Source organism: Streptomyces griseus subsp. griseus (genome assembly GCF_003610995.1).
Taxonomy (GTDB): Bacteria; Actinomycetota; Actinomycetes; order Streptomycetales; family Streptomycetaceae; genus Streptomyces.
Genome location: NZ_CP032543.1, coordinates 603,308 through 620,430, shown reverse-complemented (window position 1 = coordinate 620,430; position 17,123 = coordinate 603,308). Strand labels below are relative to the sequence as shown.

16 protein-coding genes and 2 pseudogenes are annotated in these 17,123 nt (G+C 69.0%); 7 read left to right on the top strand and 11 right to left on the bottom strand.

What is annotated here, in order from left to right; translation table 11 throughout:
- Positions 1–346 precede the first annotated feature (346 nt).
- Positions 347–2,122 carry a PucR family transcriptional regulator gene (locus D6270_RS02795; RefSeq protein WP_109166922.1) on the top strand — a complete coding sequence of 592 codons (1,776 nt, stop codon included), beginning with the start codon at positions 347–349 and terminating at the stop codon, positions 2,120–2,122.
- Positions 2,123–2,303: 181 nt separating this feature from the next.
- Entirely contained in the window at positions 2,304–2,636 is a 333-nt protein-coding gene (locus D6270_RS02790) for an SCO4225 family membrane protein (protein ID WP_109166923.1), read from the top strand.
- Between the two features lie 55 nt (positions 2,637–2,691).
- Here D6270_RS02790 and D6270_RS02785 read toward each other — a convergent pair whose 3' ends face one another.
- From D6270_RS02785 to D6270_RS02755, 6 genes are all read right to left on the bottom strand, one after another.
- Complete coding sequence (locus D6270_RS02785; RefSeq protein WP_204117166.1) at positions 2,692–3,804, bottom strand: acetate/propionate family kinase; 1,113 nt, start codon at positions 3,802–3,804, stop codon at positions 2,692–2,694.
- Between the two features lie 230 nt (positions 3,805–4,034).
- Positions 4,035–4,343 (bottom strand): putative quinol monooxygenase, encoded by a 309-nt coding sequence (locus D6270_RS33775; protein WP_109166924.1) that lies wholly within the window; start codon positions 4,341–4,343, stop codon positions 4,035–4,037.
- A 464-nt stretch (positions 4,344–4,807) separates the two neighbouring features.
- Positions 4,808–6,652, bottom strand: coding sequence for a DUF6924 domain-containing protein (locus D6270_RS02775; RefSeq protein ID WP_109166925.1), 1,845 nt, complete (start codon positions 6,650–6,652; stop codon positions 4,808–4,810).
- A gap of 169 nt (positions 6,653–6,821) precedes the next feature.
- On the bottom strand, positions 6,822–6,932 hold the full coding sequence (locus D6270_RS02770) for a hypothetical protein (protein ID WP_234017903.1): 111 nt from the start codon (positions 6,930–6,932) through the stop codon (positions 6,822–6,824).
- 596 nt (positions 6,933–7,528) lie between these two features.
- On the bottom strand, positions 7,529–8,803 hold the full coding sequence (locus D6270_RS02760) for an APC family permease (RefSeq protein ID WP_109167610.1): 1,275 nt from the start codon (positions 8,801–8,803) through the stop codon (positions 7,529–7,531).
- A 192-nt stretch (positions 8,804–8,995) separates the two neighbouring features.
- Positions 8,996–10,399, bottom strand: coding sequence for an NAD(P)-binding domain-containing protein (locus D6270_RS02755; protein ID WP_109166927.1), 1,404 nt, complete (start codon positions 10,397–10,399; stop codon positions 8,996–8,998).
- A 575-nt stretch (positions 10,400–10,974) separates the two neighbouring features.
- Between D6270_RS02755 and D6270_RS02745 the strand changes: the two genes are divergently transcribed.
- Both D6270_RS02745 and D6270_RS02740 read left to right on the top strand, forming a co-directional pair.
- Complete coding sequence (locus D6270_RS02745; RefSeq protein WP_029181934.1) at positions 10,975–11,349, top strand: ArsR/SmtB family transcription factor; 375 nt, start codon at positions 10,975–10,977, stop codon at positions 11,347–11,349.
- A gap of 27 nt (positions 11,350–11,376) precedes the next feature.
- Positions 11,377–11,883 (top strand): GNAT family N-acetyltransferase, encoded by a 507-nt coding sequence (locus tag D6270_RS02740; protein ID WP_109166928.1) that lies wholly within the window; start codon positions 11,377–11,379, stop codon positions 11,881–11,883.
- 89 nt (positions 11,884–11,972) lie between these two features.
- On the opposite strand, the pseudogene D6270_RS32715 reads toward D6270_RS02740, so the two are convergent.
- The 4 genes and pseudogenes from D6270_RS32715 to D6270_RS02720 form a co-directional block, all read right to left on the bottom strand.
- Positions 11,973–12,083, bottom strand: a pseudogene (locus D6270_RS32715) (MarR family transcriptional regulator); the annotation flags it as partial.
- Positions 12,084–12,302: 219 nt separating this feature from the next.
- Positions 12,303–12,469 (bottom strand): annotated as a pseudogene (locus tag D6270_RS02730) (pyridine nucleotide-disulfide oxidoreductase); the annotation flags it as partial.
- A gap of 75 nt (positions 12,470–12,544) precedes the next feature.
- A complete protein-coding gene (arsB, locus tag D6270_RS02725; protein WP_109166930.1) occupies positions 12,545–13,660 on the bottom strand; it encodes an ACR3 family arsenite efflux transporter in 1,116 nt (371 codons plus the stop codon).
- Positions 13,657–13,965, bottom strand: a complete 309-nt coding sequence (locus tag D6270_RS02720) for an ArsR/SmtB family transcription factor (RefSeq protein ID WP_030329993.1) — start codon at positions 13,963–13,965, stop codon at positions 13,657–13,659. The genes arsB and D6270_RS02720 overlap by 4 nt, the downstream gene beginning before the upstream one ends.
- Before the next feature lie 93 nt (positions 13,966–14,058).
- Between D6270_RS02720 and D6270_RS02715 the strand changes: the two genes are divergently transcribed.
- From D6270_RS02715 to D6270_RS02700, 3 genes are all read left to right on the top strand, one after another.
- Positions 14,059–14,481, top strand: coding sequence for an arsenate reductase ArsC (locus D6270_RS02715; protein WP_030329995.1), 423 nt, complete (start codon positions 14,059–14,061; stop codon positions 14,479–14,481).
- Positions 14,478–14,582 (top strand): FAD-dependent oxidoreductase, encoded by a 105-nt coding sequence (locus D6270_RS32710; RefSeq protein ID WP_225976754.1) that lies wholly within the window; start codon positions 14,478–14,480, stop codon positions 14,580–14,582. Before D6270_RS02715 ends, D6270_RS32710 begins: the two co-directional genes overlap by 4 nt.
- Before the next feature lie 1,039 nt (positions 14,583–15,621).
- The gene (locus tag D6270_RS02700; protein ID WP_109166931.1) at positions 15,622–16,026 is read left to right on the top strand and encodes an FKBP-type peptidyl-prolyl cis-trans isomerase; all 405 of its coding nucleotides are present in this window, start codon (positions 15,622–15,624) and stop codon (positions 16,024–16,026) included.
- Between the two features lie 14 nt (positions 16,027–16,040).
- Here D6270_RS02700 and recA read toward each other — a convergent pair whose 3' ends face one another.
- On the bottom strand, positions 16,041–17,117 hold the full coding sequence (gene recA / locus D6270_RS02695; RefSeq protein ID WP_109166932.1) for a recombinase RecA: 1,077 nt from the start codon (positions 17,115–17,117) through the stop codon (positions 16,041–16,043).
- Positions 17,118–17,123 lie beyond the last annotated feature (6 nt).

Sequence of the window (17,123 nt, the reverse complement as noted above, 5' to 3'; positions counted from 1 at the left end):
GTTCGCTGTCGTTCTCCAACGGAGAAGACCTCCACGGAGGGCCGCGCCCCGCCCGGGCTCTCACACACCTGGACCGAAACGTCCTGAGCGGGGCTACCGACCTGTAGCGACGCTCTGCCTCGGATATTCCGCTACTTCTGGCTACGTGTACGCGGAGGCTTCCGAACGCTCCCAGCATGTCGAGCCGTTTTGCTCCGCGCCTGCGCCTGGCGGGACCAAAACACATGAGCCCTCTCGCTCTGCACGTACTAAGGTGAAATTACGGATATTACGCACGGAGTGGCCTCACGGGCAGTGACCCGGAACAGCGTTCGTCCGGCCCTTCGACAGCTCGGGAACGGTACCCATGGTGAAGCGTCGGCCGCACATCCTGATCAGCCACTCCCACAGGAAGGGCAGCCGGTCAGCCGTCGGCCACCGACAACCGACCGCAATCGCTCGGAGAGGGCCGCAGCCGTCTTCTTCCGGCGGCCGCTCCCTCCAGCAACTGACGGCGTTGCTCCGCGACCTCTTCGCGACCTGGGACGAAAACGAGATCCTGCGCCTGGCCATGGACCACGTCGCCACCGCCGGGCCATATATCGCCGAGGCTGGTTACCTGCTCGATGCCGGCGGCGACCTGGTCCCCAGCGCGGGGAACCGCCAGGATCACGCCCTCATGGTGCAGCCGAGAGTACGAGACCTGGCGGGGCAGGACGGCTCTGTGGCCGTACCCGGCAGGCATGGGGGTCAGGCCCTGGGGCTGCGCGGACTCGATGGCCTGCACGGATACCTCGTGGTGACGTCCCGCTCCCCGCCTACCGGAACCGAGCGGTTCCTGCTCGCCACGCTCGTCCGGCACACGGCTGCCGCGCTCTCGGTCGCCTTCGCACAGCGCCGCCGCCGGGAGGAGGCAGGGGAACTGCATGACCTGAGGGAGGAACGTGCGGCACTTCAACGGCAGCTGGTCACCGTCGTGGGGGAGCTGGCGTACCGGGAGTCTGTACATGGGCTCACGGCCGACGTCGCAGCCTCGGGCGGTGACGATGTGGCCGTCACCCGCGCCCTGCACGCGCTGACGGGACTTCCCGCCCTGGTCGAGGACCGCTTCGGCCGACTCAGGTCCTGGGCAGGCCCCCAGCGGCCCGACCCTTATCCGGAGCCGGATCCCGTACGCCAGACGGCACTGCTCAACAAGGCCGCCCGGGAGGCGGGGCCGACGCGGATCGAGGGCCGACTGATCGCTCTGGTGCGCGCGCACGGCGAGATCCTGGGCATGCTGGCTCTGGTCGACCCCCTGGGCGAGGCGGACGAGCACGCGGTGCTCGCGTTGGAACAGGCCGTCATGTCGCTCGCCCCGGAGCTGGCGCACCTGCGCAACCAGGCCGAAGTCGAACTGAGGCTGCACCGTGAGCTGGCCGACGACCTCCTGGCAGGAACGGATGAGACCAGCGCCTACGCCAGGTCCGAGGCCGTCGGTCACGATCTGCGCCGCAGCCACTACATCGTCGTGGTGCGGTGGTCGGACCGGGACGCGGACGACTCCTTCGCGCAGGTCGTGGGCAGGGCGGCCTCCGCCGTGGGCATGCGCTCGCTGCTGACCCGAGGGGTCGAGCACGTGGTCCTCCTCGCTGATGAGCGGCCGCACGCCGGAGCGCTGTACGAGGCAATCGCCCAGGACACGGGCGCGCCGTCCGGGAGCATCGGCGTGAGCGCGCGGTGCGACTCCCCCGACGACTTCCCTCAGCACTACCAGGAGGCGCAGCGCGCCCTGGAAGTGCTGCGCCACTCCCGCAAGCAATACGGGATGACGTTCTTCGACCAACTCGGTCTCTATCGCATCCTGGGACCCGGCAACAATCTCCGGGAACTGGAGGCGTTCGTCCACGAGTGGCTCGGGAAGCTCATCGATTACGACGCGGGAAACAACTCGGCCATGACGGAGACCCTGGCCCGGTACTTCGACTGCGGCGGCAACTACGACGAGACAGCCGCTTCTCTTTCCATCCACCGCAGCACATTGCGCTACCGGCTCCAGCGCATCCGCGAGATCAGCGGCAACGATCTCGCCAACGTCGAGGACCGGCTCAACCTTCCGGTGGCCACGCGAGTATGGAAGATCGTCCTGGGCGGATCCGGCTGATGGATCACACCGGAGCACACCGACGGCATACCTCAACCGCCCCGGTGTGCGGGAACCTGGCCGAGAGCGGGGAAACGTGAGTATGGCTACTCATGTGGCGGATGTCGGCGCACGGCATCGTTCGGATCATCAGCACATCGGCCACCACACCGGGCATTCCGGTATCCCCTGGAGATCCACCATGGACAAGAATCCTCGTTCGCTGCCTCTGACTCTCCGCCACTACCTGGTCAACCCGCTGGCTCTGGGGTATCTGGGCGTTGTCCTTGCGGTGTGCGTGTGGGTGACCATCGACACCGTCTCCGCGTCCTCCTCCGGAGACGCCAGCTTCGCCGGGTTGTGGGCGGTCCTGGCCACCGCACCGACCTCGATGCTGTTCCTCGTGGCCGGTCCCGTCGGACTGATAGGCATTCCCATCGGTGCCATCGTCCAGGCCACCGCGCTCGGAGCCCTGCACCGCTCCATCACCGAACGCCGGGCCGGCGCCACGGACGTCGGTGTGAGCAAGGCCTGACCTCCCCGCGCGGTCAGCACTGACGCCCCCTGGTCACGCCGTGCCTCGGCTCGTCTCAGCCGCGATCCAGAAGAGCCCGGGTCTCGACATTGATCTGCTGGGCCTCTCCCGTGGGGATGACCACGACGGGGACACGGGCGCCGGGCTCACTGACGATCTCGGGGCGTTCGGCGACCAGTGGTCGCAGGCCGCCCGTGAGGCCGAGCACGGACAGGCCGGCGCACACCTCCTCACGAACCTCGGGCTGATCCTCGCCGATCTCGCCGGTGAAGACGAGAGCGTCCAGGCGGCTCAGGGATGCGGCCATCCCGGCGATGCCGCGTCGGCACTGGTGGGTGAAGACGTCCAGGGCGAGTGCGGCGCGCTCGTCGCCTGCCGTCCGGCTGCGGACCAGGTCCCGCGTGTCGCCCGATGTGCCCGACAGGCCGAGCAGACCGGACCTCCGATTCAGAACGTCCTCGATCTCGTTCGCAGGTAGATTCTTCCGTGTGAGCAGCCAGGTCAGGGCGCCAGGGTCGACGCTGCCGCTGCGACGACTCATCACCAGCCCCTCCAAGGGCGTGAAGCCCATCGTCGTGTCGACACTGCGCCCGTCGCGGACCGCGCAAGCGGAGCAGCCACCCCCGAGGTGCACCATCACCAGGTGCAGCTGCTCGGGGCCGCGGCCGAGGAGTTCAGATGTCCGGGCCAGCGCCCAGGCGTAGGAGAGGCCGTGGAAGCCGTAGCGGCGCAGTCCGTACGTGTGGCGCCAATCGGCAGGTACCGCGTACTCCCTTGCCGCGGCGGTCAGGCCGGAGTGGAAGACGGTGTCGAAACAGGCGACATGGGGAACTCCCGGCAGCAGATCCCGGGCCGCGTCCACCACGGTCAGTGCTTGCGGGACGTGCAAGGGCGCGAGGTCTGCCACCTGGGTCAAGCGGGCACGGACAGCGTCGTCCAGCAGAGTATGGCTGCGCAGCTCCGGTCCCCCGTGGACGATACGGTGTCCCGCAGCTGCAGGAGGCGGTCCTTCCTTCAGCAACTGCCGCAGCGCCTGGGTCGCTCCTTTACTCGGCGGGGACTCACTGTGGTGTTCGTTGAGGACGTGGCCACCGTCGCCGAAGACCGTCAGACGCAGGCTCGATGACCCGGCGTCAGCAACCAGTACCGGGCTGGTTCGTGTACGCACACTCCGATCCTCTCCGTCGTTCCGCGAACATCCCTCGAAAGAGGATTCATGACTGTCGTGATGGGCTCCCTCACTCCGGCACTGGGTACCCGATCAGTCAACGCAGAGAACGGGACGATCCGCCGAGGGAGTCGCCTTCCGGACCAGCGGAGCCTGGACGAGCTACACGATCCTGGAGCCTCCGCCCCGCCCGGGAAGTGACGCGTCACCCTGGCCGTCCTCACGGGGTCTTAAGCGGGCTGCTTCTCCGCGACCACATCGATCAGCTCGATCGTGGGCTCCTCGAAGAGCTCACCCGATTTCTGGCTGAGCGCCTGCGCGACCGCGCCCGACAGGTGTGCTTGGCGCCCGTCGTCGTCGGGGAAAGCGTCGAAGATCCCGAACGACGAGGGTCCGAACTGGATTCCGAACCACCTCACCGTCCCGGGCTCCCCCTCAACGATTGACAGCCCCTGATTCAGGAAGTCGCGGACGTCGTCCTCCCTGCCGGGGAGTGCTTGAAGCCGTACCAGGACCGCTTTGCTGACCTGCGTAGCCATCTGGGGTCTCCTAAACTTCCACTTGCCCGATTCGCGTAACCGCAACGTTTGAGCCGCCGGCGCCGACTCAGGGAGCCGTCCGCAATGACGTCATCGCCATGTCGGTCATGGCTGGCTCCTCCCATCCAGGCCCCTTACCGAGATGTTGGATTGCACCCCAAGGAATTCCTGGACCCCTCAACCCTCACCCGGTGTCCTCCCACCTGCAAACGCAGCCCAGAGGCGAAACATCTGATTCATGGACCAACTGCGATTTGTGGCGGAAATAGGCTGCTCCAATGACCTCTCCGACTCCGAACGGGGCTCGAGCGCGTTCCGCTGTAGCTCAGGGTCGGGACGACGCCCCGGCATGACGCCGACGAATCGCCCGCGTGGACGGCACGCCCACCCTGTGCCGTCGCCATGGACGGAGGGTGCTCGACTCATCTGATGTGTTTCGGGACGCCCCTTCGATCCTGCCGAGGTCAGAAGCCCCGGAAGACCCCGCCGTCGGAGGCGTTCTCGAAGTCCTCCCAATCCATGTTGGCGAGGGAGAGATTGTTCTCGACGGACCACAGTTCTGTGGCTACGACTCGGAGTCGGCCGTGCTCCTGCCCGGCCTCACCCTCCCCGCTTTCGTCGTTCTCGTCGGAGAGCAGGAGGGCCAGCAGCGGCATCTCCGGCGCCGTGAGAGCTGTCTTGTCGGCCACGATGAGAAGATCGGTGTCCAGCTCGCCTGCCGCCGACAGGATCTGTTCGGTCGTCAGATCACGATAGGCGAGATCATCCACGGGGTGGACGTCCGCCAGGAAGCCGTCCTGACTCGGTGTCGTGACGATCGTGAGCAGGGCTTGCCAAGCGGTCGGGTCGGAGAAGTCGGTGCGGATCAACAGGGTCTCGTCCGTGTCCGGCAGGCTCTTCACGAGTCCTCCCTGTGCGGGCGGGTTCGTGGCAGCGGCCGGCTCGGCCACCGGCTCCCCGTCGCGCCAGACGACGGTGCCGTCGGCACGGCACAGGACCACTCCGCCCTCCTCGACACGCAGTTCGTCGGCTGGTCCGCCCAGCGGCGGGCGGTCGTCGCCGAGAACGCGCAGCATGCCGTCCTCGTCGAGCCGTAGTCCGGGCTCGGCCGTCTCGCCGAGGTGCGCGTACCAGAGCCAGGTCTGGTCGGCCCCGAACAGAACGAGGCGGCGTTCGTCCCAGTGTCCGAGCACGGTGTTTCCGTCGGGGGAGGTGAGGGAGTGCCGTCCGAGTGTCTGTCCTCGGCGCAGCACGGCACCCCGCGGGGCGTCGGCCGTGGGTCCGTGGCATGCCGTGTGTGTGCCGGTTGACCACACCGGCCGGCCGTCCTCGTCATGCAGTTCGGCACGGCCGTCATCACCGACGACGAGCCGGCGGGCTCCCGAACCGGACGGGCCGGAGCTCCACACCGGGACACCATGGGTGTTGCGGACGGAGAGGACACCGTCCTCGGAGAGCTCGGCCCATCCTCCGTCCACCCATCCCGTGCCGGTCGACCACACAGCCCGGCGCTCGGTGTGGCAGTACAGGGTCAGGTCGCCGTTGCCCTGGTGAGCCAGGGTGTGCGTACCTGCGGGAGACGTCAGGGACTGGTTGCGCAGGCGCCCTCCCGCCTCCAGCGCGGGCCCACCGAACGCGTAGGGCTCTCCCGGGGGGACCGGTCCATGCGGGCGCTGGGTGCCCTCGTGCCACAGGACGGTTCCGGCGGAGTCGACCAGGCACAGCATCAGGCTTTTGGATTTCGAACCACCCGCCAGGTGCCGGCGCCAGGTGAGCACGGTGTCTTCCTGTTCGAACCAGTCGACCAGCGGACGGGTCAGCGCGTAGCTCCTACCCCCGCTCTTCCCGTACTCGCAGACCCGCAGCCAGCCGTCCTGCTCGCGGGCCACTGTCCGCCGCGTCTTCCCCTCCTTGACCAGATAGGTGTCGCCGGTGATGGCAGCTGCGGGCGCCGTGTCCCCCAGCGGCGTAGGGTCGGTGAGTCCGGTGCGTATGTTGCCCAGGCGGACGTGTGTGCGGTCCAGGAGTTCCAGTTCTCCGGCGTCCGTGAGGGTGAGGTACTGGGCCCCGGGCGCGGCGAAACCGGAGCGCCAGACCGTTTCGTCGTCCTGCCCGCCCTCGACGACGACCTCGTACCCGTGTCCGAGAAGCAGTTGTCCAGTTGCGCCCGCACGCCAGACGACCTGATCGCGGTCGGTGTCGGTGACCACGGCGACACCCTCCGAGTCGCACCGCAGCACGAACCTCTCCGAGGGGGAAATCAGCTGGACGTCGGGGTAAAGACGTTCGAACATGGGCAGTTCACGCACAGGAATCCTCTTCTCCTACCGGGCGACGCCAGGTCATGGTGGCGCCGGTGAAGCGAATTCTGCCGGACGCCACTGACAACGGGCCTGGTTGGCCCGACGGCCCTGCCCTGACACCCCTGCCGCACACCCTGAGCTGCCCCGAGTTTCGTAGAGATCCGGTGATCTTGGTTCAGGCGGGCCGCGGGGTCTGCTCCTTGCTTCGCCGGAGGGCTCCCTCGTACTCGGCGGGCGAAACGTAGTCGAGCGCGGAGTGAAGACGTTCTCCGTTGTACCAGGTGATCCATTGGAAGATCGTCCGTTCGACCCGGTGACGTCCTTCCAGGGGTGCTGCGTCTCTATGAGTTCGGCCTTGGAGGTGCCGTTCAGTGCCTCGGCCATCGCGTTGTCATACGAGTCCGCGCCCGACCCGACGGAGGCGAAGGCACCGATGTCTGCGAGCCGGTCGGTATACCGAATTGACACGTATCGCGACCCGCGGTCGCTGTGACGGATGAGGTCGGAGCCCCTCGTGATCCTCGGCCTCCACAATGCCATTTCCAGTGCGTCCAGCGGCAGTTCCGTTCGGGCCCAGCATCGCGAAGACGGCCTTTAGGCAGTCGGTCAGGGCGGTCATGCCTCTCGAAGATGCTTGCCGAGAATCGTTCGTGCCAGCATCGAGCGCCTTTCCTGTCGACGGCTGGCCGGGGTCCTCGTTGTCCATGGCATGGAGGTGGGGCGGCAACTGGTGCCAGACGGGTTGTTGGGAGCTTTTCCTTCGCGTGATCCCCGGGGCGCGTGTCCGATGACTAACAAAACGTCCGCCGAACTGACCGAAGAATCCGTCCCAACCTGGCGAATGGAAACGAACATATCCCCTACATCGGCGTGAGCATCTGATCAGATGCCCTGCTGGTGGTGTGTGCTGACGCGGCGGATGCCGTACGTGGCTGCGCCGATGAGTAGGACGGCGGCTCCGGTGAGCACGGAGGACGGCGGCAGGGCGAAGGCCAGGACGAGGCATCCCGCCACGCCGGTGACTGGGACGATCCGCGCCGGGCGGCCTTCGGCGGGGGTCAGGGTCCAGGCGGAGGCGTTGGCGATGGCGTAGTACGCCAGCACGCCGAAGGAGGAGAACCCGATCGCCCCGCGTACATCCGTGGTCGCGGCCGCCACGCCGACGACGGCGCCGACGAGGAGCTCGGCCCGGTGAGGGACTTTGAAGCGCGGGTGCACAGCGGCCAGGGCGTGGGGGAGGTGATGGTCGCGGGCCATGGCCAGGGTGGTGCGGGAGACGCCGAGGATCAGGGAGAGCAGGGAGCCGAGGGCGGCGACGGCCGCGCCGACGCGTACGAGGGGGACGAGCCAGTCGGCGTCGGCCGCCCGGGCGGCGTCCGTGAGCGGGGCTCCGGCGGCGGCGAGTTGGTCGGGGCCGAGGACGAGGAGGACGGAGACGGCGACGAGGGCGTAGACGACGAGGGTGATGCCGAGGGCGATCGTGATGGCCCGAGGAATGGTGCGGGCCGGGTCGCGGGCCTCCTCGCCGAGGGTGGCGATGCGGGCATATCCGGCGAACGCGAAGAACAGCAGCCCGGCCGCCTGCAGCACACCTGCGACCGTGGCGTCCGAGCCGATCCCCAGGCGGGCCGTGTCCACCCCGTCGGACGTCAGGGAGGCGGTCGCGACGGCGGCGAGCACCGCCAGGACGACCGCCACGATGCCGCGGGTGAGCAGGGCGGACTTCTGGATGCCCGCGTAGTTGACGGCGGTCAGGGCCACCACGGCGGCCACCGCGATCGCGTGGGCATGGCCCGGCCAGACGTAGGAGCCGATGGTCAGCGCCATCGCCGCGCAGGAGGCGGTCTTGCCCACGACGAACGCCCAGCCGGCCATGTAGCCCCAGAAGGGGCCGAGTCGTTCGCGCCCGTAGACGTAGGTACCGCCCGAGGCCGGGTAGAGGGCGGCGAGCCGGGCGGAGGAGGTGGCGTTGCAGTAGGCAACGACCGCGGCCAGGGCCAGTCCGAGCAGCAGGCCGGATTCGGCGGCGCGGGCGGCCGGGGCCAGCGAGGCGAAGATTCCGGCGCCGATCATCGACCCCAGCCCGATCATCACCGCGTCCGGCACGCCAAGGCGCCGCCGGAGTTCGTCCGGGAGCCCGACTGCGGGCGGAGGCATGCTGCTCACGGCGTTCTCTCCTTGCCGAATGCGCACCGCGGACAGTTCCGCGGTGCGCGGGCACGATAAGCGATCGACCTGAACAGCACCCGGCTTGCCCCGCCTGTGGGCCGGGGTACGGGTGTCGAGCGGGTCGCGCCTGGGCCTTCTTCGGCCAGCAGCTGGACCAGCTCGTCGGGGCACCCCGGTTGGTCACGAGCTGCAGTAGCCGCCTGCTGGAGCCTCTTCGGCAGATGCGCCGACCGTGGCGGGGGTGCCGAGCTGGACGAGAGGCGGGGTGGGCGCGCAGCAGCCTTCGCTGTCGGTTTCCCTGGTGTCGGAGGTGTCGAAAAGGCCGGCTCCGCCGCAGACTCCGGTCTCGGGGAGGGCGAGTTCGACGCGGTCGGCGGAGGCGAGGTCGCCGGCGATCGCGGCGGCTACCGAGCGGACCTGCTCGTAGCCGGTCATCGCGAGGAACGTCGGGGCGCGGCCGTAGGACTTCATCCCGACGAGGTATACGCCGGGTTCGGGGTGGGAGAGCTCGCGGTGGCCGTGGGGGTAGACGGTGCCGCAGGAGTGCTGGTTGGGGTCGATCAGCGGCGCGAGCTCGGCCGGGGCCTGGAGGCGCTCGTCGAGGTCCAGGCGCAGTTCGTTAAGGAAGGACAGGTCGGGGCGGAAGCCGGTCAGCACGATCAGCTCGTCGACGGAGTCCAGGCGGCGGCCGTCCTCGCCGACGAGGGTCAGGCGGCCGTCGGTGTCGCGTTCGACCGCTTCGGTGCGGAAGCCGGTCACGGCGTCGGCGTGGCCCTCGTCGACGGCGGCCTTCGCTGCGAGGCCCAGGGCGCCGCGGGCGGGGAGCTGGTCGGCTTCGCCGCCGCCGAAGGCGGAGCCGGAGATGCCCCGGCGCAGGATCCAGACGCCCTTGGTGCCTGTGCCGTCCTTGGACTTGGCGAGGTCGGCGAGGTAGGCGAGGGCGGTGAACGCGGAGGCGCCGGATCCGATCACGGCGGTGCGCCTGCCTGCGTAGCGGGCGCGGGTGGCGGGGTTCTTGAGGTTCGGGACGCGGTAGGTGATCCGGTCGCTCGCCGCGTGTTCCCCGAGGGCGGCCAGGCCGCTGCCGCCGGCCGGGCTGGGCGTGGCCCATGTGCCGGAGGCGTCGATGACGGAGCGGGCGAAGATGCGTTCCTCGCGGCCGTCGGCGTGGGTGAGGTGCACGACGAAGGGCTGCTGCTCGCGGTCGGCGTCGACGATGCGGTCGCGGCCGGCGCGCGAGACGCCGGTGACCATGGCGCCGAGGCGGACCCGGTCGCCGAGGGCGTCGGCGAGCGGCTGGAGGTACTGCTCGGCCCAGTCGCCGCCGGAGGGATAGGTGTCCGGGTCGGGGCGGGTCCAGCCGGTGGAAGCGAGGAACTTCTCGGCAACCGGGTCGATGACCTCGCCCCAAGTGGAGAACAGGCGCACGTGTGCCCAATCGCGCACTGCGGCGCCGGCCTGCTGGCCGGCTTCAAGAACGAGGGGTTCGATGCCCTGATCGAGCAGGTGGGCGGCGGCGGCCAGGCCGGAGGGGCCTGCTCCGATCACGGCGACGGGCAGCTCGGGGGTGGCGGGCGCGTTCACGGTGGCTCCTTGCGTGGTTCGACATCTGTCGATGGCTTGCGCGGCCCAGCATCACACCTGTATTGATGAGCGTCAACATAGACGTCTATCGAATTACGCAATGGTTCACGGAGCACAGCGACGTCGATGTCATCGGTGGCGGCCGGTCGGATTCGCCGCCGCCCGCGCGCTGCTGGGTCGCGGGCTGCGGCCGATGGTGGTGGAGGCGTCCGACCGCACCGGCCGGTGCTGCCGGGTCTGACGGAGTTGGCCCGGCAGGCGCTGCATGCTGCCGACTACCGCAGCCCAGCGCCCGTCACCGGCGGCCGACTGGTGGTGGTCGGGGCCGTAAGTTCCGCGGCGCAGATCGCCGCCCCGTGAATTCTCGGCCGGGACCTGCACTTCTGGACGGCCCGCACCGGCCTGGACGCCGCGCCCCTCGGCCGGCTTCTGGTGCGCCCGCCGGGGCAGCCCGTTCGAACTCGCTGCGCGGTGTCGGCCGGGAGGCGGAGCAGGTCGCCCGGCGCGTGGCCGCCCGGCTCGTGTGCCGATGGCGACCCTCCCCAGGCTGGTTCGACGTGTGTCAACATAGGCTTATGTCGAATGTGCAGGAGCTGCCGCTCCTCGACCCCACGGGTGGCCAGGGTGTGGTGCCGTGCTGCCCGCCGCTGACCGAGCGCCCCATGAGTGCCACGGAGGCCGAAACCGCGGCGCGGATGTTCAAGGCGCTCGGTGACCCGGTGCGGCTGCGGCTCTTCTCCGCCGTCGCCTCGCACGAGGGAGGGGAGGCGTGTGTGTGCGACATCTCCGACGTCGGCGTCTCCCAGCCCACCGTTTCCCACCACCTGAAGAAGCTCAAGGAGGCCGGTCTGCTCACCTCCGAGCGGCGCGGCACCTGGGTGTACTACCGGGTCGAGCCCTCGGTGCTTGCCGCGATGGGCCAGTTGCTGGCCATGCCGGCCGCGGCCTGACAGTCGTACGGAAAGGCGGCGGGCGCAATGGGCGGGGTACTGAGTGCCGTGGTCGTGCCACTGGCGGCGGAGCACGCCGAGCAGATGCTGGCGATCTACCAGGCGGGTGTCGACGAAGGGAACGCCACCTTCGAGACCGCCGCCCCGGCGTGGGAGGCGTTCGACGCGGCGAAGCTGCCCGAGCACCGCTTCGCCGCCGTCGAGGGGAACGGGAAGGTGCTGGGGTGGGTCGCGGCGAGCCGGGTTTCCGACCGGTGCTCGTACGCGGGGGTGGTCGAGCACTCCGTCTACGTCCATCCGGCGGCCCGCGGCCGCGGGATCGCTTCCACCCTGCTCAGGGCGCTGATCGAATCGACCGAGCGGGCCGGTATCTGGACCGTCCAGTCCGGGATCTTCCCCGAGAACGCCGCCAGCCTCGCCGTGCACGAGCGGGCCGGCTTCCGGGTCATCGGCACGCGGGAGCGGATCGGGCGCCATCACGGCGTCTGGCGCGATGTCGTCCTTGTCGAGCGCCGCAGCCCGGCCATCACGTGAGCGTCAGCTCGACTGTACGGTCTTATGTGCGGCGTCGCGGGCAGGGCGACCGACGCCGATGAGTGTGGCTGACGCCGGGCCGGTCCGGTCGCCTGAGCCGAGCCGCTCCAGTATCCGATCGGCTGAGTGGCCAGCATGTCATCGGTGGCGGCAGGGTTCGCCGGTGCCTGGTCAGCGGTCGTAGCCATCAGCGATTCCATGATCGCGACGCTACATTTTCCCCGGAGCGCTGAACCACCGGAATGGACTATTCACTGCAACTCGTCCTGGGTGTGAGCCGGAACGCCGACCACCGTCATCCTCAGGGCCGCCGCGGCCTCACGACATCCGCCCCGGCCCGACGCGGCGACTGCTGACGACCGCTCGCCCCCCGCGGCCAGCTGGTCGATTCACGAAACCGCACTGGATTATTAGGACGTCGGGAAGGAAGGGCGCGTCCAGTTGCTCGTGGCGCTGATGACCGCACGGGCTCGCCAGGTGCCCGCGTCGGCCTCGACCCGGAGCGTCGCGGCGCACGGCGCCCGCGCGGGCGCCGTGCAGGATGGTCAGGCGCGTAGCGCTTCTCGTAGTCGGCGAGGTAGTCGAGGCCGCGTCAGCGCAGGTGGTAGCCGGCGGTAAGTCCTGCCCTGGCCGCCGCCGACCACCACATCCGTGTGCTGGGTCACGGGGCGGTCGTCACCGCGCCCGGGGCGAACTTCCGTCGCCAGGCGAGCGCGACGTAGACCAGGCCGATCAGGACCGGGACCTCGATGAGCGGTCCGACGACGCCGGACAGCGCCTGGCCGGAGGTGACGCCGAAGGTGGCGATGGCGACCGCGATGGCCAGCTCGAAGTTGTTGCCCGCCGCGGTGAACGCCAGGGTCGTGGTTCGGTCGTAGGCCAGGCCCAGGCCCTTGCCGAAGAGGAACGTGCCGAAGAACATGACGGCGAAGTAGACCAGCAGCGGCAGCGCGATCCGCACGACGTCCAGCGGCTGCGAGGTGATGGTCTTGCCCTGGAGGGCGAAGAGGATGACGATCGTGAACAGCAGCCCGTACAGCGCCCACGGGCCGATCTTCGGCAGGAACTTCGCCTCGTAGGTGTCGCGGCCCATCTTCTGCTCCCCGATGCGGCGGGTGAGGAAGCCGGCCAACAGCGGGATGCCGAGGAAGATGATCACGTTCAAGGCGATGTGCCAGACGGACACGTCCAGGCCCTGGCCGTCGCCGAGGTTCATCCACCGCGGAAGGAGGTCGAGGTAGAACCAGCCCAGCAGTCCGAACGCGAGTACCTGGAAGACGGAATTCAGGGCGACGAGGACGGCGGCTGCCTCGCGGTCGCCGCAGGCCAGGTCGTTCCAGATGATGACCATGGCGATGCAGCGGGCCAAGCCGACGATGATCAGGCCGGTGCGGTACTCGGGCAGGTCCGGCAGGAAGATCCACGCCAGGGCGAACATCACCGCCGGGCCGACGATCCAGTTGATGACCAGCGAGGAGACCAGGAGCTTGCGGTCGCTGGTCACGCGGTCGAGCCGGTCGTAGCGGACCTTCGCGAGGACCGGGTACATCATCACGAGCAGGCCGAGGGCGATCGGCAGGGAGATCCCGCCGATCTCGATCTTCGCGAGCGCGTCGTTCATCCCCGGGATCAGGCGGCCCAGGCCCAGGCCGACGGCCATGGCGAGCAGGATCCACACCGCGAGGTAGCGGTCGAGGGTTGAAAGCTTCCTTACGATCGAGTCGCCGCCCCCACCGCCCTTCGGAGCGGAGGCGGTGGTGGGCTCGGTGGCGGTCACGGGCAGGCCCTCTTGTTCTCGGCGGCGGTGCGGGCCGAGGCAGCGAGCTCGGCGAACTGCTCGGACAGGCCGGCCAGGACCTCGGGCTTGAGCTTGTAGTAGGTGAAGCGGCCGCACGGCTCGGTCTCCACGATCCCGGCCTCGCGCAGCACCTTCATGTGGTTGGACAGATTGGTCTGCTTGGCTCCGGTCTCCTCGACCAGGTGCGTCGTGCAGAGCGTTTCGCGCGCGAGCAGGGTCACGATCTTCAGGCGGAGCGGATCGCCCAGCACCCGGATCACATCAGGATCGACTGAAGTCAGCATGCGCTGATACTCTCACACCACTATCTGCTGATACCAGCAGGGGCTGAAGTCATTGGCGGCTGGGTTCCGCCATGCGACGAGAGAGCGATCACCATGGCCGACAAGCCGTCCGTCCTGTTCGTCTGTGTCCACAACGCCGGCCGCTCCCAGATGGCCGCCGCGTGGCTGACCCACCTGGCCGGCGACCGCGTCGAGGTCCGCTCCGCAGGCTCCAACCCCGGCGACCGGGTCAACCCGGCCGCCGTCGAGGCCATGGCCGAGGTCGGCATCGACATCTCCGCCGAGACGCCGAAGATCCTCACCGTCGACGCGGTCCGCGAGTCGGACGTCTGCATCACCATGGGCTGCGGCGACACCTGCCCCGTCTTCCCCGGCAAGCGCTACCTCGACTGGAAGCTGGAGGACCCGGCCGGCCAAGGCGTCGAGGCCGTCCGCCCGATCCGCGACGAGATCAAGACCCTGGTCGAGGGCCTGATCGCCGAGATCGCCCCGGCGAAGCCGGAGGCGACGGCGTGAGTGGGATACGCGACGTCGTCATCATCGGCTCCGGCCCCGCCGGATACTCCGCCGCGCTCTACGCCGCCCGCGCCCAGCGGCGGGCCCCTGCTTTCGGTTAGCGGCATCTTCGTCGGTGGCTCTCTCACGACCGCCACCGAGGTCGAGAACTTCGCCGGTCTCCCCGACGTGGTTTCCGGGACGGGTATGCCAAGCCGGGACGGGAGCTCGCTACTCTCGAGGCTGAGCCATGGCAGGCGCCTGGCCTGATCCGGCGGCCGACTGGCGAGACCGGTTGCGGACCGTTGGTTCCGTGCTGCGGATGGACAGGCGCGAAAGGAGATCCTGATCGACCTCGGCGGACGGCTGACGCTCTTTCCGGCCCGCGCTCCCCTTCGCTGGGTGCCCGGTTTCCTTCACCGCCCCGAGCAGGACTGAGCTGAGGATGGCACCCGGCCAGCATCGACGGGTTGAGAGCGGCGGCGATGCTGCGCCTGCTCTCCAACGCCCCGCGGTTGGAGGAAGCCGCGGCCCGGATGCGGGAGGCATGGCGGACCTCGCCGACGAGGTGTGGATACCGGACAGAGCTGCCGTTGCCGAAGGCGCCCGAGCTCAACCCGGCAAAAGTGTCTGTCCGGAACGGCGCGCAAGCTTTGCTCGGACCTGGCACCGGCGAGGTCACCACAGAGCAAGATCAGTTATGGGACAGCCCTCAGTGTCGGGCCATGTCCTCGATCAAGTGCCCGCGTTTACTGAAAACGCGGTGCGTGCCGTGGCCGCCGTTCGTCGGCTTCGTGATGAGTGGCAGCCAGAGGTAGGGCGCGGTCGCGGCGCACGTTCCGGGTCTGTCCTCGCCCCGCGATGCGCTCCTCAGCGGAGGTGAGAGGGCTGGCGAGGGCAACGAACCCACCCGCCCCTGCGCGCGCCGCCAAGGGCTTCCATCGCCGAAGTCGATAGGCGGGGCTATCCTCGGGGTTGCCTTAACGGAGTTTGGTGGACACGAACAGGGACAACCCGGAGCGTCGGGTGCGGCTGAGCTTCCTGGGCTAGCGGGACGGGAAAGGGGGAGTCCCGGCGTAGCGTGATCGTCTGCCACATGGAGTGTCCATGTGCCCGGTCGGTCCGTGCGAGGGGCCCCGGCCGGCGAGCGAAGGGACCGTGATGAGCGAACTGACGAAACCTGTGATCGAGGTGCCGGAGGGCGATGCGCCCACCGAACTGACGATCCGGGACCTCGTGGTCGGGGACGGCGCCGAGGTGCGGCCGGGCAGGGTCGTCCAAGTCCACTACGCAGGGGTGACGTTCGCGTCCGGGAGGGAGTTCGACTCCTCCTGGGAGTCCGGCCGGCCGTTCAAGTTCGCCGTGGGCGGCGGCAGGGTCATCAAGGGCCTGGACCGGGGGGTGAGGGGGATGAAGGCCGGCGGCCGACGCGAGATCATCGTTCCCCCGCGGCTCGGTTACGGCAAGCAGTCGCCCTCCGCCTCGATCCCGGCTCACTCGACGCTGATCTTCGTCGTGGACCTGCTCACGGTGGTGGGCGGGCCGCCGGGGAGGGGCCCGGCCTGACCGTACCCCGTCCGTCAGGCGGTGGTCCCCGCCGAGGCCCGGGCGCCGTCAGGGATCGGGGAGGGGGCCGTGCCCTCGGTGGTCGCGGCTTCCGGCCGGACGCCGACGCCGAGCTTCTCGAGGATCTTCTTCTCGATCTCGTTGGCGAGGTCGGGGTTGTCCTTGAGGAAGTTGCGGGCGTTCTCCTTGCCCTGGCCGAGCTGGTCGCCCTCGTACGTGTACCAGGCGCCGGCCTTGCGGACGAAGCCGTGCTCCACGCCCATGTCGATCAGCCCGCCCTCACGGCTGATGCCCTGCCCGTAGAGGATGTCGAACTCCGCCTGCTTGAACGGCGGCGCCACCTTGTTCTTGACGACCTTGACCCGGGTCCGGTTGCCGACCGCGTCGGTCCCGTCCTTCAGCGTCTCGATCCGCCGGATGTCCAGACGCACCGACGCGTAGAACTTCAGCGCCCGGCCACCGGTCGTGGTCTCCGGCGAACCGAACAACACCCCGATCTTCTCGCGCAGCTGGTTGATGAAGATCGCCGTGGTCCTCGTCTGGCTGAGGGCGCTGGTGATCTTACGGAGGGCCTGGCTCATCAGACGGGCCTGGAGACCCATGTGGGAGTCGCCCATCTCGCCCTCGATCTCCGCACGGGGCACCAGGGCCGCGACGGAGTCGATCACGATCAGGTCGATCGCGCCGGAGCGGATGAGGATGTCGGTGATCTCCAGCGCCTGTTCGCCGTTGTCCGGCTGGGACAGGATGAGATTGTCCGTGTCCACGCCGAGCTTCTTGGCGTACTCCGGGTCCAGCGCGTGCTCGGCGTCGATGAACGCCACCGAACCGCCGAGCTTCTGCGCGTTCGCCACGGCGTGCAGCGTCAGCGTCGTCTTACCGGAGGACTCCGGCCCGTACACCTCCACCACACGGCCACGCGGCAGACCGCCGACGCCCAGCGCCACGTCCAGGGCCGTCGATCCCGTGGGGATCACCTCGATGGGCTCGTCGGGCCGCTCACCGAGGCGCATCACCGCGCCCTTGCCGAACTTCCGCTCGATCTGTGCGAGCGCGGTGTCCAGCGCCTTCTCGTGGTCGGTTCCTGCCATGTGGTT